The organism is Acidovorax sp. GW823-FHT05D11 (genome assembly GCF_058795695.1).
This window is the reverse complement of sequence record NZ_CM179502.1, coordinates 499,027-520,122: the sequence shown is the minus strand read 5'-3', so window position 1 is coordinate 520,122 and position 21,096 is coordinate 499,027. Positions and strand designations below refer to the sequence as shown.

General features: G+C 63.3%; 13 protein-coding genes and 5 tRNA genes. 3 read left to right on the top strand and 15 right to left on the bottom strand.

The features are described from left to right. Window positions 1–20 precede the first annotated feature (20 nt). The 15 genes from rpoC to AC3RCE_RS02360 all read right to left on the bottom strand — a co-directional run bounded on the left by rpoC (window position 21) and on the right by AC3RCE_RS02360 (window position 14,865). Window positions 21–4,256 (bottom strand): DNA-directed RNA polymerase subunit beta', encoded by a 4,236-nt coding sequence (gene rpoC / locus AC3RCE_RS02430; RefSeq protein ID WP_218297385.1) that lies wholly within the window; start codon window positions 4,254–4,256, stop codon window positions 21–23. 21 nt (window positions 4,257–4,277) lie between these two features. Further along, a complete protein-coding gene (gene rpoB, locus AC3RCE_RS02425) occupies window positions 4,278–8,390 on the bottom strand; it encodes a DNA-directed RNA polymerase subunit beta (RefSeq protein WP_218297386.1) in 4,113 nt (1,370 codons plus the stop codon). Window positions 8,391–8,656: 266 nt separating this feature from the next. Beyond that, window positions 8,657–9,034 (bottom strand): 50S ribosomal protein L7/L12, encoded by a 378-nt coding sequence (gene rplL, locus AC3RCE_RS02420; protein WP_008907085.1) that lies wholly within the window; start codon window positions 9,032–9,034, stop codon window positions 8,657–8,659. Window positions 9,035–9,074: 40 nt separating this feature from the next. Then, the gene (rplJ, locus tag AC3RCE_RS02415; protein WP_218297387.1) at window positions 9,075–9,599 is read right to left on the bottom strand and encodes a 50S ribosomal protein L10; all 525 of its coding nucleotides are present in this window, start codon (window positions 9,597–9,599) and stop codon (window positions 9,075–9,077) included. A gap of 236 nt (window positions 9,600–9,835) precedes the next feature. Continuing rightward, window positions 9,836–10,531, bottom strand: coding sequence for a 50S ribosomal protein L1 (gene rplA, locus AC3RCE_RS02410; RefSeq protein WP_218297388.1), 696 nt, complete (start codon window positions 10,529–10,531; stop codon window positions 9,836–9,838). After that, a complete protein-coding gene (gene rplK, locus AC3RCE_RS02405) occupies window positions 10,532–10,963 on the bottom strand; it encodes a 50S ribosomal protein L11 (protein ID WP_063459212.1) in 432 nt (143 codons plus the stop codon). Window positions 10,964–11,127: 164 nt separating this feature from the next. After that, entirely contained in the window at window positions 11,128–11,724 is a 597-nt protein-coding gene (nusG, locus tag AC3RCE_RS02400) for a transcription termination/antitermination protein NusG (protein ID WP_082437456.1), read from the bottom strand. Further along, window positions 11,721–12,107 (bottom strand): preprotein translocase subunit SecE, encoded by a 387-nt coding sequence (gene secE / locus AC3RCE_RS02395; protein WP_218297389.1) that lies wholly within the window; start codon window positions 12,105–12,107, stop codon window positions 11,721–11,723. Before secE ends, nusG begins: the two co-directional genes overlap by 4 nt. Window positions 12,108–12,198: 91 nt before the next feature. Then, window positions 12,199–12,274: transfer RNA gene (locus AC3RCE_RS02390), tRNA-Trp, on the bottom strand. Window positions 12,275–12,289: 15 nt separating this feature from the next. Further along, window positions 12,290–13,480, bottom strand: coding sequence for an elongation factor Tu (gene tuf, locus AC3RCE_RS02385; protein WP_056642984.1), 1,191 nt, complete (start codon window positions 13,478–13,480; stop codon window positions 12,290–12,292). Between the two features lie 74 nt (window positions 13,481–13,554). Further along, window positions 13,555–13,629, bottom strand: a tRNA-Thr gene (locus AC3RCE_RS02380). A gap of 62 nt (window positions 13,630–13,691) precedes the next feature. Further along, window positions 13,692–13,765, bottom strand: a tRNA-Gly gene (locus AC3RCE_RS02375). A gap of 76 nt (window positions 13,766–13,841) precedes the next feature. Next, window positions 13,842–13,927: transfer RNA gene (locus tag AC3RCE_RS02370), tRNA-Tyr, on the bottom strand. Window positions 13,928–14,028: 101 nt separating this feature from the next. Continuing rightward, window positions 14,029–14,104: transfer RNA gene (locus AC3RCE_RS02365), tRNA-Arg, on the bottom strand. A 101-nt stretch (window positions 14,105–14,205) separates the two neighbouring features. Beyond that, window positions 14,206–14,865, bottom strand: coding sequence for a TetR family transcriptional regulator (locus tag AC3RCE_RS02360; protein WP_492254429.1), 660 nt, complete (start codon window positions 14,863–14,865; stop codon window positions 14,206–14,208). Between the two features lie 195 nt (window positions 14,866–15,060). Here AC3RCE_RS02360 and AC3RCE_RS02355 point away from each other — a divergent pair, with 195 nt between their 5' ends. The 3 genes from AC3RCE_RS02355 to AC3RCE_RS02345 are packed head-to-tail and all read left to right on the top strand — an operon-like array spanning window position 15,061 to window position 20,942. After that, complete coding sequence (locus AC3RCE_RS02355) at window positions 15,061–16,353, top strand: efflux RND transporter periplasmic adaptor subunit (RefSeq protein WP_369641168.1); 1,293 nt, start codon at window positions 15,061–15,063, stop codon at window positions 16,351–16,353. Between the two features lie 13 nt (window positions 16,354–16,366). Continuing rightward, window positions 16,367–19,522, top strand: a complete 3,156-nt coding sequence (locus AC3RCE_RS02350; RefSeq protein WP_218298047.1) for an efflux RND transporter permease subunit — start codon at window positions 16,367–16,369, stop codon at window positions 19,520–19,522. Next, window positions 19,515–20,942, top strand: coding sequence for an efflux transporter outer membrane subunit (locus tag AC3RCE_RS02345; protein ID WP_492254428.1), 1,428 nt, complete (start codon window positions 19,515–19,517; stop codon window positions 20,940–20,942). The genes AC3RCE_RS02350 and AC3RCE_RS02345 overlap by 8 nt, the downstream gene beginning before the upstream one ends. Window positions 20,943–21,096 lie beyond the last annotated feature (154 nt).

Below are 21,096 nucleotides of genomic sequence, written 5' to 3'. Positions count from 1 at the left end.
TTCAGTGACAGCCCTCGGGCTTAGTCAGCAGCTGCGTCGGTGGCCGTGGAGGCACTGCCCTCGACTTCGGTGGCATCCGCCTGGGCTTCCATCTCGGCCGCTTCGGCTTCGGCGATGGCGCGGCGCTCGGCGTCGTCCATGGCATCCTTGGCCTTGCGTGCCTGGTGGTAAGCCAGACCCGTACCGGCCGGGATCAGGCGGCCCACGATCACGTTTTCCTTCAGGCCGCGCAGCTCGTCGCGCTTTCCCATGATGGCAGCCTCGGTGAGCACGCGGGTGGTTTCCTGGAAGGAAGCCGCCGAGATGAAGGAGTCGGTCGACAGCGAAGCCTTCGTGATACCCAAGAGCAGGTTGCTGTAGGTCGCGGGAATCTTGCCCTCGGCCTGCAGCGCCTCGTTGGTGTTGAGGATCTCGGAGCGCTCGACCTGCTCACCGGCGATGTAGTTCGACTCGCCGACGTTCTCGACCACGACGCGGCGCAGCATCTGGCGAACGATCACCTCGATGTGCTTGTCGTTGATCTTCACGCCCTGCAAGCGGTACACGTCCTGCACTTCGTCCACGATGTAGCGCGACAGTTCCTCGATGCCCAAGAGGCGCAGGATGTCCTGCGGATCGGCGGGGCCGTCCACAATCGACTCGCCCTTGTTCACCACCTGGCCTTCGTGCACCAGGATGTTCTTTTCCTTGGGCACGAGCTCTTCGAACACGTGGCCTTCAGGATCGGTGATCTGCAGGCGGACCTTGCCCTTGGTTTCCTTGCCGAACGACACGGTACCGGTCATCTCGGCCAGCGTGCCCTTGTCCTTCGGAGTGCGGGCTTCGAACAGCTCGGCCACGCGGGGCAGACCGCCGGTAATGTCGCGGGTCTTCTGGCCTTCGACCGGAATACGCGCCAGCACTTCGCCGGGGCCCACGTCCTGGCCGTCGCGCACCTGGATCAGCGCGCCGACCTGGAAGCCGATGGTCACCGAGTGGTCGGTGCCAGGGATCTTCACTTCGTTGCCCTGCGCGTCGATCAGCTTCACCTGTGGACGAACGACCTTGGCAGCGCCGCGGCGCTTCGGATCGATCACCACCAGCGTGGACAGGCCGGTCACTTCGTCGACCTGCTTGGCCACCGTGAGACCTTCTTCGACGTTCTCGAACTTGGTCTGGCCGGCGAACTCGGTGATGATGGGGCGCGTCAGCGGATCCCAGTTGGCCAGGATGGTGCCGGCCTTGATCTGCTGGTCGGCCTTGACCGTCAGCGTCGCGCCGTAAGGCACCTTGTGGCGCTCGCGCTCGCGGCCATGCTCGTCGTGGATGATGATCTCACCCGAACGTGCAATGACGACCAGCTCGCCCTTGGTGTTGCTCACGTAGCGCATCGTGGCATTGAAGCCGATCACGCCGTTGGACTTGGCTTCCACGCTCGATGCGATGGCGGCGCGCGAAGCGGCACCACCGATGTGGAACGTGCGCATGGTCAGCTGCGTGCCGGGTTCGCCGATGGACTGGGCAGCGATCACGCCCACGGCTTCGCCGAGGTTGATCAGGCCGCCACGGCCCAGGTCGCGGCCGTAGCACTTGGCGCACAGGCCATAGCGGGTCTCGCAGGTCAGCGCCGTGCGCACCTTCACTTCGTCGACGCCAGCGGCTTCGAGTTCCTCGATGAGGTCTTCCTCGAGCATGACGCCCGCCTGGACCAGCACCGCCCGGGTTTCCGGATGCAGCACGTCTTCTGCGGCCGTGCGGCCCAGGATACGGTCGCGCAGCGATTCGATCACTTCGCCGCCTTCGACAATGGCGCGCATCAGCGAACCATTGGAGGTTTCGCAATCCTCCTCGGTCACGACCAGATCCTGCGTCACGTCCACCAGGCGGCGGGTCAGGTAACCGGAGTTGGCGGTCTTGAGCGCCGTGTCGGCCAGACCCTTACGGGCACCGTGGGTGGAGATGAAGTACTCCAGCACGTTCAGGCCTTCGCGGAAGTTCGCGGTGATGGGCGTCTCGATGATCGAGCCATCAGGCTTGGCCATCAGGCCCCGCATGCCGGCCACCTGGCGGATCTGGGCGGCGGAACCGCGGGCACCGGAGTCGGCCATCATGTAGATGGAGTTGAACGACTCCTGGTCCACTTCCTTGCCGTGGCGGTCCATGACCTTCTCTTTGGAGAGCCGGGCCATCATCACCTTGGACACTTCGTCGCCGGCCTTGCCCCAGATGTCCACCACCTTGTTATAGCGTTCGCCAGAGGTGACCAGACCGGACACGTACTGCTGTTCGATCTCCTTCACTTCCTTCTCGGAGCGCTCGATGATGCCGGCCTTCTGTGGAGGCACCAGCATGTCGTCGATGGCGATGGAGATACCGGCGCGCGTGGCCAGACGGAAGCCGTTTTGCAGCAGCTTGTCGGCGAACACGACCGTTTCCTTCAGGCCGCACTTGCGGAAGGACACGTTGATCAGGCGCGAGATTTCCTTCTTCTTGAGCGCCTTGTTCATGTTGGAGAACGGCAGGCCCTTGGGAAGGATCTCGGACAGCAGTGCGCGGCCAGCGGTGGTTTCCACGAGCGAGGTGGACGGAACGAATTCGCCCGTTTCCTTGTTCTTGGTCCACTCGGTCATGCGCACCGTGATCCTGGCGGCGAGTTCGACCTCGCCGGCGTCCAGAGCACGTTGCACTTCACCGGTGTCGGCGAACACCAGGCCTTCGCCCTTGCCGTTGATACGGTCACGGGTGGCGTAGTACAGGCCCAGCACCACGTCCTGCGAAGGAACGATGGAGGGTTCGCCCGATGCGGGGAACAGCACGTTGTTGGAGGCCAGCATCAGCGTGCGGGCTTCCATCTGCGCTTCCACCGACAGCGGTACGTGAACAGCCATCTGGTCACCGTCGAAGTCGGCGTTGAAGGCCGCGCAGACGAGTGGGTGCAGCTGGATGGCCTTGCCTTCGATCAGGATGGGCTCGAAGGCCTGGATACCCAGACGGTGCAGCGTAGGCGCACGGTTGAGCATCACGGGGTGTTCCTTGATGACCTCTTCCAGGATGTCCCACACCACCGGCGTGCCGGATTCGACTTCCTTCTTGGCGGCCTTGATCGTCGTCGCGATGCCCATGGCTTCCAGGCGCGAGAAGATGAAAGGCTTGAACAGTTCCAGGGCCATCAGCTTGGGCAGGCCGCACTGGTGCAGCTTGAGCGTTGGGCCCACGGTGATCACGGAACGGCCCGAGTAGTCCACCCGCTTGCCCAGCAAGTTCTGGCGGAAACGGCCCGACTTGCCCTTGATCATGTCGGCCAGCGACTTCAGGGCGCGCTTGTTGGCACCCGTCATGGCCTTGCCGCGGCGGCCGTTGTCCAGCAGCGAGTCGACGGCTTCCTGCAGCATCCGCTTTTCGTTGCGGGCGATGATTTCAGGGGCCTTCAGCTCCAGCAGGCGGCGCAGGCGCGAGTTGCGGTTGATGACGCGGCGGTACAGGTCGTTCAGGTCGGAGGTCGCGAAGCGGCCGCCGTCCAGCGGCACCAGCGGACGCAGGTCCGGTGGCAGCACGGGCAGCACTTCGAGCACCATCCACTCGGGCTTGATGCCCGACTTCTTGAACGCTTCCAGCACCTTCAGGCGCTTGGCGTTCTTCTTGACCTTGACTTCGGATCCGGTCAGGTCGCCGCGCAGGCGTTCGATCGACAGGTCGATGTCGATGGATTCCAGCAGGTCCTTGATACCTTCAGCGCCCATCTTGGCGATGAATTCGTCGCCGTATTCCTTGCGCTTGGCGTCGTAGTCGTCCTCGGACATGATGCTGAACTTCTTCAGCGGGGTCATGCCGGGGTCGGTCACCACATAGGCTTCAAAATACAGCACGCGTTCGATGTCGCGCAGCGTCATGTCCAGCACCAGGCCCAGGCGCGATGGCAGCGACTTCAGGAACCAGATGTGCGCGCAGGGCGCGGCCAGGTCGATGTGGCCCATGCGCTCGCGGCGCACCTTGGTCTGCGTGACTTCAACGCCGCACTTCTCGCAGATCACGCCACGGTGCTTCAGGCGCTTGTACTTGCCGCACAGGCACTCGTAATCCTTGATGGGGCCGAAGATCTTGGCGCAGAACAGGCCGTCGCGCTCGGGCTTGAACGTGCGGTAGTTGATGGTCTCGGGCTTCTTCACTTCGCCGAAAGACCACGAGCGGATCTTTTCGGGCGAAGCCATGCCGATGCGGATGGCATCGAAATGCTCATCCGGCGTGAATTGCTTGAACAGGTCGAGTAGCGATTTCATAGTGACTCTTTCCTTTTCTGCTTAGGAGCGTTCCAGCTCGATGTCCAGGCCCAGCGAACGGATTTCCTTGACCAGCACGTTGAACGATTCCGGCATGCCGGCTTCGATGGCGTGTTCGCCCTTGACGATGGATTCGTACACCTTGGTACGGCCCACCACGTCGTCGGACTTCACCGTCAGCATTTCCTGCAGCACGTAGGCGGCGCCGTAAGCTTCCAGCGCCCACACTTCCATTTCCCCGAAACGCTGGCCGCCGAACTGCGCCTTGCCGCCCAGCGGCTGCTGCGTGACGAGCGAGTAAGGACCGGTCGAACGGGCATGCATCTTGTCGTCCACCAAGTGGTGCAGCTTCAGGTAGTGCATGTAGCCGATGGTCGTCGGACGCTCGAAACGCTCGCCGGTGCGGCCGTCGAACAGGTATGCCTGGGTACGGGTGGGCGTGAGGCCCTTGCGCTCGGCAATGTCGTCCGGGTAGGCGATCTTCAGCATGTCCTTGATTTCTTCTTCCGAAGCACCATCGAACACCGGAGTGGCATAAGGCACGCCGCTGGTGAGGTTGGCCGCCATGTTCAGCACATCCTCATCGCTCAGTTGCGAGAGGTCTTCGGTACGGCCACGGGAGTTGTACACCTCTTCCAGGAACTTGCGCAGCTCGGAGGCCTTGGCCTGCTGCTGCAGCATGTCGCCAATGCGCTGGCCGATGCCCTTGCCGGCCCAGCCCAGATGGACTTCGAGCACCTGCCCGATGTTCATCCGCGAGGGCACGCCCAGGGGGTTCAGCACGATGTCGGCAGGGGTGCCGTCGGCCATGTAGGGCATGTCTTCGACCGGAACGATCTTGGAGACCACACCCTTGTTGCCGTGGCGGCCGGCCATCTTGTCGCCGGGCTGCAGGCGGCGCTTGACGGCCAGGTAGACCTTGACCATCTTGAGCACGCCCGCTGGCAGCTCGTCGCCTTGCGTGAGCTTCTTGCGCTTTTCTTCAAAGGCCAGGTCGAAGCTGTGGCGCGTCTGCTCCAGCGCGTTCTTGATGGACTCGAGTTGCGTGGCTACTTCGTCTTCGGCGGGGCGGATGTCGAACCAGTGGAACTTCTCGACCGACGCCAAGTAGGCCTTGTCGATCTTGGTGCCCTTGGCGAGCTTCTGCGGGCCGCCGTTGGCCACGCGGCCGTTGAGCAGCTTCTCGATACGGTCGAACGCGTCGGCCTCGACGATGCGCAGCTGGTCGTTCAGGTCCAGACGGAAGCGCTTGAGTTCGTCGTCGATGATCTGCTGGGCGCGCTTGTCGCGCTGGATGCCTTCGCGGGTGAACACCTGCACGTCGATCACGGTGCCTTGCGAGCCCTGGTCCACGCGCAGCGAGGTGTCCTTCACGTCGGAAGCCTTTTCGCCGAAGATGGCGCGCAGGAGCTTCTCTTCAGGCGTCAGCGTGGTCTCGCCCTTGGGCGTGACCTTGCCCACCAGCGTGTCGCCGGGCTGCACTTCGGCGCCCACGTAGATGATGCCGGACTCGTCCAGACGGTTCAGCTGCTGTTCCGACAGGTTCGGAATGTCGCGCGTGATTTCTTCGGCGCCCAGCTTCGTGTCGCGGGCCATGACCACCAGTTCCTCGATGTGGATCGAGGTGTAGCGGTCTTCGGCCACCACGCGCTCGGAGATCAGGATCGAGTCTTCGAAGTTGTAGCCATTCCAGGGCATGAAGGCGATCAGCATGTTCTGGCCGATAGCGATCTCGCCGAAGTCCGTCGATGCGCCGTCGGCGATCACGTCACCCTTGACCAGCTTGTCACCCTTCTGGACGATGGGGCGCTGGTGAATGTTGGTGTTCTGGTTGGAACGCTGGTACTTGATGAGGTTGTAGATGTCCACGCCCACTTCACCGGCCACGGCCTCGTCGTCGTTCACGCGCACCACGATGCGGGTGGCATCGACATAGTCGACGATACCGCCACGGGTCGCGGTGACCACGGTGCCCGAGTCCACGGCGGCCACACGCTCGATGCCCGTGCCCACCAGGGGCTTCTCGGGACGCAGCACGGGCACGGCCTGGCGCGACATGTTGGCGCCCATCAATGCGCGGTTCGCATCGTCATGCTCCAGGAATGGAACCAGCGAGGCGGCCACCGACACGATCTGCGCGGGCGACACGTCCATGTACTGCACACGGTCTGCACCGCACAGGATGGATTCACCCTTTTCGCGGGCAGAGACCAGTTCGCCCGTCAAGCGGCCGTCCTTGTCGAGCACGGCGTTGGCCTGCGCGATCACGTACTTGCCTTCCTCGATGGCCGACAGGTAGTCGATCTCGTTCGTGACCTTGCCTTCCACCACGCGGCGGTACGGGGTTTCGATGAAACCGTATTCGTTCAGGCGTGCGTACAGGGCCAGCGAATTGATCAGGCCGATGTTCGGGCCTTCAGGCGTTTCGATAGGGCAGACGCGGCCGTAATGGGTCACGTGCACGTCGCGCACTTCGAAGCCTGCGCGTTCGCGGGTCAGACCGCCCGGGCCCAGTGCGGAAACACGGCGCTTGTGCGTGATTTCAGCCAGAGGGTTGGTCTGGTCCATGAACTGCGACAGCTGCGAGGCGCCGAAGAATTCCTTCAGCGCAGCCGAGATCGGCTTGCTGTTGATCAGGTCGTGGGGCATCAGCGGCTCTTGCTCGGCCTGGCCCAGACGCTCCTTCACGGCCTTCTCGATACGTGCCAGGCCGGTGCGGTACTGGTTCTCGGCCAGTTCGCCCACGCAGCGCACGCGGCGGTTGCCCAGGTGATCGATGTCATCGACTTCGCCGTTGCCGTTGCGCAGGTCCACCAGGATCTTGACCACGGCAAGGATGTCCTCGTTGGACAACACCATGGGGCCGGTGGATTCGTCGCGGCCGATCTTGGCGTTGAACTTCATGCGGCCCACGCGCGACAGGTCGTAGGTGTCGGGGTTGTAGAACAGGCGCTGGAACAGGGCCTGCACGGCGTCTTCCGTGGGCGGCTCGCCGGGGCGCATCATGCGGTAGATGGCGACGCGCGCTGCGAACTCGTCCACCGTTTCGTCGATGCGCAGGGTCTGCGACATGTACGCGCCCTGGTCGAGTTCATTGGTGTAGATGCACTGCACGTCCTGCACGCCGGCACTGCGCAGCTTCTTGAGCAGTGCCTCGGTCAGTTCGTCATTGGCCTTGGCGATGATCTCACCGGTGTCCGCATCCACGATGTTGCGGGCCACCACGCGGCCGATCAGGAAGTCTTCGGGCACGCTGATGTGCGTGGTGCCGGACTGCTCCAGTTCGCGGGTGTGGCGCGCGGTCACGCGCTTGTCCTTGGCCACGACGACCTTGCCGGACTTGTCGGTGATGTCGAAGCGCGCCACTTCGCCGCGCAGGCGCTCGGAGACGAACTCCATCTGCGCGCCGCTGTCCATCAGGCGGAAATTGTCGTTGACGAAGAAGTTCGCCAGGATGGATTCCGGGTTCAGGCCGATGGCCTTGAGCAGGATCGTGACCGGCATCTTGCGGCGGCGGTCCACACGGAAATACAGGATGTCCTTCGGGTCGAACTCGAAGTCCAGCCAGGAGCCGCGGTAAGGGATGATGCGCGCCGAGAACAGCAGCTTGCCCGAGCTGTGCGTCTTGCCCTTGTCGTGCTCGAAGAACACGCCGGGCGAGCGGTGCAGCTGGGACACGATCACGCGCTCGGTGCCGTTGATGATGAACGAGCCCTTGTCGGTCATGAGCGGCACTTCGCCCATGTAGACCTCTTGCTCCTTCACTTCCTTGACCACCTTGGACTGCGACGTCGAGGACTCGCGGTCATAGATGATCAGCTGCACCTTGGCCCGCACGGCCGACGCGAACGTCAGGCCACGCGTCTGGCACTCGCGCACGTCGAAGGCGGGCTTGGCCAGGTTGTACTCGATGAATTTCATCTCCACGAAACCGTTGTGGGAGACGATAGGAAAGGCAGCGTCGAATGCAGCCTGAAGGCCTTCGATGGTTCTTTTCTGGGGTGCTTTATCAGCCTGCAGGAAAGCGGTGTATGCGTCCTTCTGCATCTGCAGCAGATAAGGAACTTCGAGCACGCTATCGCGGGTGCCGAAGCTTTTGCGAATTCGCTTGCGTTCGGTGTAGGAATAGGCCATGAGATCTCCGGGCAAAGACATGAGTCCTGGGTCTTCGACGACTGACCCGCAAGGAGAGGTGTCCTTACGGGCTTGGCGGTTGGCCACTACCAACCATGGCGGACGGTGATGCATTGCACATCACCCGAACCAAGGCGTCTTCTGCTGTCGGGGTTGTCAGAAGACACTCGAAAGACTCGTGGAAAACGAGGCTTGCGGGTGCGCTCTGAAAGCACCAAAGGCTGGAGGCCCTTTGAGGAGCACTCCAGCCCTTGAACGAGACCGAATTACTTGAGTTCGGCCTTGGCGCCGGCTTCCACCAGCTTCTTGACGGCAGCTTCGGCGTCGGCCTTGGCAATGCCTTCCTTGACGTTCTTGGGAGCGCCGTCCACCAGGTCCTTGGCTTCCTTGAGGCCCAGGCCGGTGATTTCGCGCACTGCCTTGATGACGGACACCTTGTTGGCGCCGGCTTCCGTCAGCACCACGTTGAATTCCGTCTTTTCTTCAGCAGCAGCAGCGCCAGCACCGCCACCAGCGGCAGCAGGAGCAGCCATGGCTGCAGCGCTCACGCCAAACTTCTCTTCAATGGCCTTCACCAGGTCATTGAGTTCCAGGACCGTCATGCTGTCCAGCGCGGTCAAGAATGCGTCTTTATCGAATGCCATTTTGATTTCCTAACAATTGTGTTGGTTGACTACCCGGCTATCAAGCCGCGGCAGGTTCGGCGGCCGGTGCGGCTGCGCCTTCGCCTTTTTTCGCCGCCAGTGCGCCCAGCACAACGGCCGTACGCGACATGGGGGACATAAGCAAGCCACAAATCTGAGCCAGCAGCACTTCCTTGGAAGGAATGTTGGCCAGTTGCTTAACGCCGTTGACATCCAGGGCCTTGCCACCGAAAGCGCCACCACGAATCACCAGCTTGTCGTTGGTTTTCGCGAAATCGGCCACCACCTTGGCGGCGGCCACAGCGTCTTCGGAGAAGCCATAGATCAGCGGACCGGTCATCTGGTCAGCCACCACGTCAAACGCGCTGCCAGCTACAGCACGGCGAGCCAGGGTGTTCTTCAGAACACTCAGGTTCACGCCCTTGCTGCGAGCTTCCACACGCAGTTTGGTCATGTCGGCGACCGTGATGCCGCGGTACTCCGCGATCACAAGCGTTTGAGCTTTAGCGGCGAGGCTGGTCACTTCACTGATGACCGCTTCTTTCTCACTGCGATTAAGACTCAAGGTCTACTCCTTAAATTGCACATTCAGGCTTGCACCCTCCTGCGCGCTCTTGTTGCAGCGACCAACTGTTTTGGAACGGATTCCATCTGCAGCGGGATCGCCATCTGCGTTGGCCCCAGGGGGATTAAGTGCGAACTTGCACACCAACGGTCTTGGATGGCCTGAAGGCAGCTTGAATGCCAGCTTCAGCCCACCACATCGGACCCTTTGACAGGTCCGAAGATTTCTTTTCGCAATTACGCTGCGATGGATTGCGTATCCACGCGGACGCCCAGGCCCATCGTGGAAGACACGGCGACCTTACGCAGGTACAGACCCTTGCTCGAAGCAGGCTTGGCCTTGTTCAGTGCATCGATCAGCGCAGCCAGATTGCCTTGCAGCTTCTCGTTGTCGAACGAACGGCGGCCAATCGTGCTGTGCACGATACCGGCCTTGTCCACGCGGAACTGCACTTGACCAGCCTTGGCATTCTTCACGGCCGTGGCAACGTCAGGCGTCACTGTGCCCACCTTGGGGTTGGGCATCAGGCCACGCGGGCCCAGGATCTGGCCCAGCGTACCCACGACGCGCATCGCGTCAGGGGCAGCAATCACCACGTCGAAAGGCATGTCGCCAGCCTTGACCATGGCGGCCAGGTCGTCCATGCCGACGATGTCGGCACCCGCGGCCTTGGCTTCTTCAGCCTTGGCACCCTGGGCGAACACGGCGACGCGCGTCGTCTTGCCGGTACCGTTGGGCAGCACCACGGCGCCACGCACCACTTGGTCGGACTTCTTGGCATCAATGCCGAGCTGCACGGCCACGTCGATGGATTCATCGAACTTGGCGGTGGCGGCTTCCTTCACCAGGGCCACTGCATCCGCAAAGGCGTACAACTTCGTGCTGTCAACCTTGCCCTGCAGGGCTTTTTGCTTTTTCGTCAACTTGGCCATTTACAAACCCTCCACCGTCACGCCCATCGAGCGTGCGGAACCAGCCAGCGTACGGACAGCTGCGTCAACATTCGCGGCATTCATGTCCTTCATCTTGGTCTTGGCGATTTCTTCGAGCTGTTCGCGCGTGATCTTGCCGACCTTGATCTTCAGCGCATTGGCCGAACCCTTTTCGAGCTTGATGGCCTTCTTGATCAGAGTCGTCGCAGGCGGCGTCTTGATGATGAAGGTAAAGCTCTTGTCTGCGAAAGCCGTGATGACCACGGGCAATGGCAGGCCTGGCTCCACACCTTGGGTCTGCGCATTGAATGCCTTGCAGAACTCCATGATGTTGAGGCCACGCTGACCCAGTGCCGGGCCGATGGGTGGGGATGGATTGGCCTTACCAGCTGGGACTTGCAGCTTGATAAAACCGACGATTTTTTTCGCCATGTTTTACTCCTTACGGGTCATAACGCCTGCGCTGCACCATGCAGCAACCGGCTCCCCGGGGTTAACGACTCGCTATCACGATGTTCGCACCGAGCCGAAAAGCGCGACATCCAATTGCTTGCCCTGGCGCGCCAGGGCGATCAGGGTTTTTATCGAAGACGTTCTTACGTCTTTTCGACCTGACCGAATTCCAGTTCGACCGGCGTGGAGCGGCCGAAGATCATCACGGAGACGCGCACGCGGCTCTTTTCGTAGTTGACCTCTTCGACGGAGCCATTGAAATCCGTGAACGGACCTTCCTTGACGCGAACCAGCTCGCCCACCATGAATTCGATCTTGTGGCGCGGCTTGTCCGTGCCTTCCTGCATCTGGCTGACGATCTTCTGGACTTCCTCTTCGGAAATAGGGGCGGGGCGGTTCTTTGCCCCCCCCACGAAACCGGTCACCTTGTTGGTGTGCTTCACCAAGTGCCAGGTATCGTCGTCCATCACCATCTCGACGAATACATAGCCAGGGAACAAGCGACGCTCCGTCGTCTTGCGCTGGCCGTTTTTCATCTCCACCACTTCTTCGGTCGGCACCAGAATGCGACCGAACTTGTCTTGCATGCCCGAGCGACCAATGCGCTCCTGGATATTGCGCTCCACCGCCTTTTCCATGCCCGAATAGGCATGGACGATGTACCAGCGCAGATCCGGATTTGCCGAAGCAGAAGCGCCTGCAGGAGCTTCTGCTCCAGTGATTTCCGCAGCGGTCGTCATGACTTTCTCCAACCCAAAACCAAGTCGTACAAGACCCATTCCAGCGTCTTGTCCGTGAACCACAGGAAAAGCGCCATGATCACCACGAAGGCAAACACATACGCCGTCATCTGCAAGGTTTCCTTGCGGGTAGGCCAGACGACCTTTTTCACCTCGCGCCATGCATCCTTTGCGAAGGCAACGAACTGACGGCCAGACTCCGACACCAGGAACACGCCCGCAGCCGCCACCAGACCGACGATCAGCGCAGCCCATTGGACGAGAGCGCCCTGCTTGCTCAGCAAATAAAAGCCCGCAACCGAGGCGATGACCAAAGCCACCACCGCTGCGAGCTTGGCCTTGTCTGCGCCTGTATTGACAGTTTCAACCTGTGAAGTGGCCATCTTTGAGTATTTCCTGCTTCCGATTCACGGCATCACTTAAGACACCGAAGCCCGCCAGGGCCTGGCGGGCTTGTTTTGGGCCACATTCAAGTGGCAGGGGCAGTAGGAATCGAACCTACAACCTTCGGTTTTGGAGACCGACGCTCTGCCAATTGAGCTATACCCCTGTATACCTTTGCCAGTTAAGCAATGATCTTGGCCACGACGCCAGCGCCGACCGTACGGCCGCCTTCGCGAATGGCGAAGCGCAGGCCTTCTTCCATGGCGATGGGGTTGATCAGCTTGACGGTGATCGACACGTTGTCGCCAGGCATGACCATTTCCTTGTCGGCCGGCAGCTCGATGGCGCCGGTCACGTCGGTCGTGCGGAAGTAGAACTGGGGGCGGTAGTTGTTGAAGAACGGGGTGTGGCGGCCGCCTTCGTCCTTGCTCAGCACATACACTTCAGCGGTGAAGTGGGTGTGGGGCTTGATCGAGCCGGGCTTGCACAGCACTTGGCCGCGCTCCACGTCTTCGCGCTTGGTGCCGCGCAGCAGCAGGCCAACGTTGTCGCCAGCTTGACCTTGGTCCAGCAGCTTGCGGAACATTTCCACGCCGGTGCAGATGGTCTTTTGCGTGTCGCGGATACCGACGATTTCGATTTCTTCGCCGACCTTGATGATGCCGCGCTCGACGCGACCAGTCACCACGGTGCCACGACCGGAGATGGAGAACACGTCTTCCACGGGCATCAGGAAGGCACCGTCCACAGCGCGCTCTGGCGTGGGGATGTAGGTGTCCAGCGCTTCGGCCAGCTTCATGATGGCTTCTTCACCCAGCTTGCCCTTGTCGCCTTCCAGGGCGAGCTTGGCCGAGCCACGGATGATGGGGGTGTCGTCGCCTGGGAAGTCGTACTTGTCCAGGAGTTCGCGCACTTCCATTTCGACGAGTTCCAGCAGTTCTTCGTCATCCACCATGTCGCACTTGTTCAGGAACACGATGATGTAAGGCACGCCCACCTGGCGGGCCAGCAGGATGTGTTCGCGGGTCTGGGGCATGGGGCCGTCAGCGGCCGAGCACACCAGGATGGCGCCGTCCATCTGGGCAGCGCCGGTGATCATGTTCTTCACATAGTCGGCGTGGCCGGGGCAGTCCACGTGGGCGTAGTGGCGGTTGGCCGTTTCGTATTCCACGTGCGCGGTGTTGATCGTGATGCCGCGGGCCTTTTCTTCGGGCGCCGCATCGATCTGGTCGTATGCCTTGGCTTCGCCGCCGAACTTGGCGGACAGCACGGTGGCGATGGCCGCCGTCAGCGTCGTCTTGCCATGGTCCACGTGGCCGATCGTGCCCACGTTGACGTGAGGCTTGGTGCGCTCGAACTTTCCTTTTGCCATTTTTCCGACTCCGAAAAAAATCTATACCAATACGACAGGATCTCGGCGCAACCAGAATCGGACGCACCTGAAAGTGGTGCCCATGGCGGGAATCGGACCCGCGACCTCTCCCTTACCAAGGGAGTGCTCTACCACTGAGCCACATGGGCAACTTGATGCCGCTCGCACAACATCAAAATCTCTAACTCAACAAACCAGCACAAGCGAGCAATGGAGCGGGAGACGGGAATCGAACCCGCGTCATTAGCTTGGAAGGCTAGGGTTCTACCATTGAACTACTCCCGCATCGGCCAACAGCCTCTGCGCGCCCAGCCTTGCAATCAAGCAAAACCGGACATCACTCTCAACACTACTCTCTCACTGGTGGAGGGGACTGGATTCGAACCAGTGTAGGCGTAAGCCAACAGATTTACAGTCTGCCCCCTTTAGCCACTCGGGCACCCCTCCGGAGAATTTCGAATTATAGCACTAGTTTTTTGCAACACGGAGAAATTAGCAGCCCCGCAGGATCACCCGAAGAGACACATTCCCTGGATTGCACGCGTCATTGGTGCGGCTGGCGGGGATCGAACCCACGACCCTTGGCTTCGGAGGCCAATACTCTATCCACTGAGCTACAGCCGCACGACCGAACTGGCACAGCCTTGGATTATCGCATGCAACCGCCGCCAGCAAACGCACACCACCCCGATGCACCACGACCAACACGAGCACCCACAGACGCACTAGGGCGCAACACGGCAATCCCGGGCATCAACAACCCCTGGCAATGCCAGGCCCAACCCCACAAGAAAGGCATCGGTACTCACCCCGCCGACACCCACCAGATCGAAGCCGCCTTCGCCCAGGATCCAGTTGCGGATGAGCCCATCGAACAAGGCATGCAAGCCCACGGCCGCCTCCATGGGCGTCATTGGCAAGACGACCCCTTGCAACTGCGCAGCCAGCTCGAAGTCGCGCGCCAACTGGCGGGTGAAACCATCCGACGCAGCCACGTGACGATCACGCACCCCCACGAGCTCGCTCACATATTCCACCTTGTAGAGCGCAATCTCGAAAACCCGGCGCGTCCGCTCGTCAGAGGCCACGCTGCGCAGCACAAGCGCCATCACCGCACGCAGCCGCTGCACCGGATCCGGACAGGTGCTGCACTCGAATTCCCCATAGCCCTGCTCGAGCGGAAGGGTCACCCGGTCCATCATGGCACTGAAGAGGTCCACCTTGTCCTTGAAATGCCAGTAGATCGCCCCCCGCGTCGCCCCCGCAGCCTGCGCGATATCGCTCAGGGAAGCACGCGAAACCCCCTTCTCCCGGAAGACCTGCTCCGCGGCATCTATCAGGCTGTTGCGCGTGGCAATTGCATCCTCTTTGGTTCGACGCGCCATGGGGTGTATGTCTCCTCGTTCTCAATGCCTAGTCACCGGCCGGATGCACCAAGACATCCGGCGGTCACAATTATACATTCATGTTTGTATGTATAATCGCGCACTTATTTTGTCGGGCTCTCATCTTGGGGCGCTTCCAGCCAGCGGCCCTTTCCCCTACAACCCAATTCCTTGACGCCAATCAAAAGGACTCCCATGCCCACACCGCGTGACGCATCTGCCATTCCCTCCTTTCGCGCCTCTACAACCCACAAGGCCATCTCCCTGGTCGCAGCCACCGCAGCGGCGGTGTTGCTGGCTGCCTGCGGCAAAAGCGACGGCCAAGCCCCGGCCGGCGGGCAGCAGATGCCCCCCGTCGAGGTTGGGGTTGTCACCGCAACGCCCGGCGATGTGGGGCTGATCACCGAATTGCCGGGCCGCGTGGAAGCTTCCCGCGTCGCCCAGGTGCGCGCCCGGGCTGCGGGCATCCTGCAGCAGCGCCTCTTCAAGGAAGGCAGCGACGTGAAGGCGGGCCAGCCACTCTTTCGCATTGACGCTGCCCCGTACGCGGCAGCGTCGGAAAGCGCCCGCGCCAGCCTCGCCAAGGCCCAGGCCAACCTCGCGCAGGCCAGCGCCCAGGTGGAACGCTACCGCCCGCTCGTGAGCGCCAATGCCATCAGCAAGCAGGACTTCGTCAATGCGGAAGCCGCCGAAAAGCAGGCCCAGGCAGACGTGGCCGCCGCCAGGGCGTCGGTGCGCACCGCCGACATCAACCTTGGCTATGCCAGCGTGACCTCCCCCATATCGGGCCGCATCGGGCGGGCGCTGGTCACGGAAGGTGCATTGGTCGGGCAGGGAGAAGCCACTGCCCTGGCCGTCGTGCAGCAGATCGACCCGGTGTACGTGAACTTCACCCAATCGGCCAGCGATGTCTTCCAGCTGCGCCGCGCCATGGAAAGCGGCCAGTTCAAGCGCGCCGGCGGCACCGAGGCCGCCAGCGTCAAGCTCGTCCTGGGCGACGGATCGGAATACGCCCAGACCGGCAAGCTGCTGTTCACCGACCTGTCGGTGGACGCCACCACGGGACAGGTCACGCTGCGCGCGGAAGTCCCCAACCCCAAGGGGGAGCTGCTGCCCGGCCTGTACCTGCGCGTGCGCATCGAACAGGCCCAGGCCAGCAATGCCATCACCCTGCCCCAGCAGGCTGTCACGCGCACCCAGCAGGGTGACACGGTCAGCGTGGTGGGCGAGGACGGCAAAGTGTCCCAGCGCCCCATCAAGGTCAGCGCGGCCCAGAACAACCGCTGGGTGGTTCTCGACGGGCTGAAGGCTGGCGAGAAGGTCATGGTGGACGGCTTCCAGAAGCTGCAGATGCTGCCGCCCGGCACGCCGGTGAAGCCGGTTCCATGGCAAGCGCCGGGAGCGCCATCCGCGGCCCCCTCGTCGCCGACCGCAGCAGCAGCACCTGCGGCACCCGCCGCTTCTGCCGCGTCTTCGTCGAAGCCATAAAGGGCACCCCAGCATGGCCAAGTTCTTTATCGACCGACCCATCTTTGCATGGGTGATCGCCCTGTTCATCATGGTGATGGGCGGCGTGGCGATCACGCAGCTGCCCATCGCGCAGTACCCACCGGTGGCTCCGCCAGCCATCGTCATCAACGCGGCCTATCCGGGCGCATCCGCGCAAACGCTCGAAGACAGCGTGCTGTCGGTCATCGAGCGCGAGATGAACGGATCACCGGGGCTGATCTACATGGAATCCGTCGCCCAGGCCGACGGCTCCGGCAGCATCACGCTGAGCTTCCAGCCCGGCACCAATGCCGATCTGGCCCAGGTGGATGTGCAGAACCGCCTCTCGCGCGCCACGCCACGGCTGCCCTCGGCCGTGACACAACAGGGCGTGCGCGTGGACAAATCGCGCTCCAACTTCCTGCTGTTCACCATGCTATCGTCGACCAACCCGGCGACGGACACGGTGGCCCTGGGCGACTACGCGTCGCGCAACATCGTCCCCGAGCTGCAGCGGCTGCAGGGCATCGGCCAGGCACAGCTGTTCGGCACGGAACGCGCCATGCGCATCTGGATCGACCCCGCCAAGATGGTGAGCTTCAACCTTTCGGCCGCCGAAATCACCGCCGCCATCCGCGCCCAGAACGCCCAGGTGGCCAGCGGCACGATCGGCGACCTGCCCAACATCGCGGGCCAGGGGATTGCGGCCACGGTGGTGGTCAACGGCCAGCTCTCCAGCGTGGAGCAGTTCGGCAACATCGTGCTGCGCGCCAACACCGACGGCTCCACCGTGCGCATCAAGGACGTGGCGCGCGTGGAGCTGGGGGGCCAGGCCTACGCCACGGCCGCGCGACTGAACGGCAAGCCCGCCGTGGGCATTGGCGTCCAGCTGTCGCCCAGCGGCAATGCCCTGGAAGCCGCGAAAGCCGTGCGCACCAAGATGAATGAGCTCTCGCGCTACTTCCCCGAAGGCATGAGCTGGAGCATTCCCTACGACAGCTCGCGCTTCGTGGACATCTCCATCAAGCAGGTGGCCGAGACCCTGCTGGAAGCGGTGGCGCTGGTGTTCCTGGTGATGTTCCTGTTCCTGCAGAACTGGCGCTACACCATCATCCCCACCATCGTGGTGCCGATCGCTCTGCTGGGCACCTTCGCCACGCTGCTGGCGCTGGGCTTCTCGATCAACGTGCTGACCATGTTCGGCATGGTGCTGGTGATCGGCATCGTGGTGGACGATGCCATCGTGGTGGTGGAAAACGTCGAACGCATCATGAGCGAGGAAGGACTGTCCCCGCTCGAGGCGACGCGCAAGGCCATGCGCCAGATCTCGGGCGCCATCATCGGCGTGACCGTGGTGCTGATCTCGGTGTTCGTGCCGCTGGCCTTCTTCGCGGGCTCCACGGGCAACATCTACCGCCAGTTCTCGGCGGTGATGGTGGCCTCCATCGGCTTTTCCGCCTTCATGGCCCTGTCGCTCACGCCGGCCCTGTGCGCCACGCTGCTCAAGCCCGTGGAAGCCGGGCACCACCACGAGAAGACCGGCTTCTTCGGCTGGTTCAATCGCGGCTTTTCGCGCACCGCCAAGGGCTATGAAGGCTTCGTGGCGCGCATGCTCAAGCGGGCAGCACGCTACCTCGTCATCTACGCCGCCATCATTGGCGCCGTCGCCGTGGTGTACATGCGCCTGCCCACCTCGTTCCTGCCCAGCGAAGACCAGGGCAACATCATCGTCAACGTGCAGCTGCCCCCCGGCGCGACGCAGGAGCGCACGCTGGCCGTGATGCAGCAGGTCGAGGAGTTCATTCTCAAGCAGCCCGAAGTGCAGAGCATGGTGGGCGTGCTGGGCTTCAGCTTCTCCGGCCAGGGGCAGAACGCCGCCCTTGCCTTCGTGACCTTGAAGGACTGGAGCGAACGCCACGGCCCGGGCCAATCGGCGCAGGACGTTGCCAACCGGGCCTTCGGCGGCCTGATGGGAATCCGCGATGCGTTCATCTTCCCGCTGAGCCCGCCTCCCATTCCCGAGCTGGGCAATGCCAGCGGCTTCACGTTCCGCCTGCAGGACCGCGGAGGCGCCGGCCACGAGGCGCTCGTGAAGGCACGCAATCAGCTGCTGGGCATGGCCTCGCAAAGCAAGGTGCTCACGCAGGTGCGCCCGGACGGCCTGGAAGACGCGCCACAGCTGCAGATCGACATCGACCGCGACAAGGCCAACGCCCTGGGCGTGCCGTTCGATGCCATCAACTCCGCGCTGTCGACCGCGCTGGGCTCGAGCTATGTGAACGACTTCCCGAACCAGGGCCGCCTGCAGCGCGTCGTCGTGCAGGCCGACGCGCCTTCGCGCATGCAGCCCGACGATCTGCTGAAGATCAACGCCGCCAACAGCCAGGGCAAGCCGGTGCCGCTCTCTGCCTTCGCCACCACCCGCTGGGTCAATGGCGCGCAGCAGACGGTGCGCTACAACGGCTATCCCGCCATGCGGATCTCGGGCTCGCCAGCCCCCGGTTTCAGCACGGGCGCCGCCATGGCCGAGATGGAAAAGCTCGCGGGCCAGCTGCCCGCAGGCTTCGGCTTTGAATGGACCGGCCAGTCGCGCGAGGAAAAGCTGGCGGGCTCCCAGTCGCTGATCCTCTACAGCTTTGCCATCCTGGCCGTGTTCCTGTGCCTGGCCGCGCTGTACGAAAGCTGGTCGATTCCGCTGGCCGTGATCCTGGTGGTGCCCCTGGGCGTGCTGGGCGTGCTGCTGGCGACCCTGCTGCGGGGCTATGCCAATGACGTGTACTTCCAGGTGGGCCTGATCACCATCATCGGCCTGTCGGCGAAGAACGCCATCCTGATCATCGAATTTGCCAAGGACCTTCAGGCCCAGGGCAAGGGCGTGATCGAGTCGGCGCTGGCGGCCGCGCACCTGCGGTTCCGCCCCATCGTGATGACCTCGATGGCATTCGGCCTGGGCGTGCTGCCGCTGGCCATCGCGTCGGGCGCGGGCTCGGCCAGCCAGCGCGCCATCGGCACGGGCGTGCTGGGCGGAATGATCACGGGCACGGCACTGGCCGTGTTCTTCGTGCCCGTGTTCTTCGTGGTGGTCCGCAGCCTGTTCAAGGGCAGCGCGCGCCAGCAGGAAATGAACCGCCGCCACGCAGAAGAAGCAGGAGTTGGAACCCATGACTAATCACCGCAGCACCTCCATCGCACTGGCAGCGGCAGCGCTGCTGGCCGGCTGCTCGTTCATCCCCGTCTACGAGCGACCCGCGCCCCCCGTACCGGCCACGTACACCACGGCGGCTTCCGCCAGCGGCACCACGCAGGGCGCTGCGGCCGCGACCCCCTGGCAGGACTATTTCGCCGAACCCCGGCTGCGCCAGCTCATCGAAGCCGCGCTGGCCAACAACCGCGATCTGCGCGTGGCCGTGCTCAACATCGAACAGGCACGCGCCACGTTCCAGGTGCGCCGGGCCGACCTGTACCCGGGCGTGGGCCTGGCGGCCAACGCCAGCCGCGCACCGGCCGCGGGCACGGGCGACCTGACCAACTCGTTCAGCGTCGGACTTGCGGTTTCGGCCTGGGAGATCGACTTCTTCGGCCGCATCGCCAGCCTCAAGGAGCAGGCGCTCGCGCAGTACCTTGCCACCGAAGAGGGCCGCAATGCGGCGCAGGTCAGCCTGGTGGCCGCCGTGGCCAACGGCTGGCTGAACCTGCTGGCCGACGAGGAGCTGCTGGACCTGTCGCGCCAGACCCTCGCGTCGCGCGAGGAATCGGTGCGCCTCACGCGCATGCGGCTGGACGCGGGCGTGGCCTCGGAGCTGGACTTCCGCCAGGCAGAGTCCCTGACCCAGGCGGCACGCGCCACCCTGGCGCAGCAGCAGCGCCAGCGCGCGCTGGACGAGAACGCCCTGGCCCTGCTGCTCGGACAGTCCCTGCCCGACGACATCCGCGCCAGCCTCACGGGCAGCCGGCTGGCCGCTGCGCCCGCCATGGCGCAGTTGCCCGCGGGCCTGCCGTCCGAACTGCTGACGCGCCGCCCCGACATCCGCCAGGCAGAGCAGCAGCTGATCGCAGCCAACGCGAACATCGGCGCGGCGCGGGCCGCGTTCTTCCCGCGCATCTCGCTCACGGCCCAGGCAGGCACCGCCAGCGGCGAACTGTCGGGCCTGTTCAAGAGCGGCTCGTGGGGGTTCACGATCGCGCCGTCCCTGCTGCTGCCCATCTTCGACGCGGGCCGCAACCAGGCCAACCTCGAGAGTGCGCAAGCCGGGCGGGGCATCGCCATCGCGCAATACGAAAAGGCCATCCAGACGGCCTTCCGCGAAGTCTCGGATGCGCTGGCGGGCCAGGCCACCCTGGGTGAGCAGGCCGAGGCCCAGCAACTGCAGGCCCAGGCGGAAGGCGCGCGGCTGCAGCTGGCCGATCTGCGCTACCGCAACGGCGTATCGAGCTACCTGGACCTGCTGGACGCCCAGCGCTCCCTGTTCGCCACGCAGCAGGCCGTCGTGCAGGTCAAGCTCGCGCAGCTGCAAAACCAGGTGGCGCTGTACAAGGCCCTGGGCGGCGGCGCGCCCGAAGCCGCGGCGGTGGCGGGCAATCCGTCCTGACGCGCACGGCGGCGCCAGGCCACGCGCGCCCGCACCGCAGGGTGGCGGCGCGCGCGGGCTGTCTCGCGCATCTGGCGCGGCGCCTGTGCGATGCTCACGGGGAGGCACCAGCCCCGCAGATATAATTGAGGGTTGATTTCATCAAAGCCCCCCG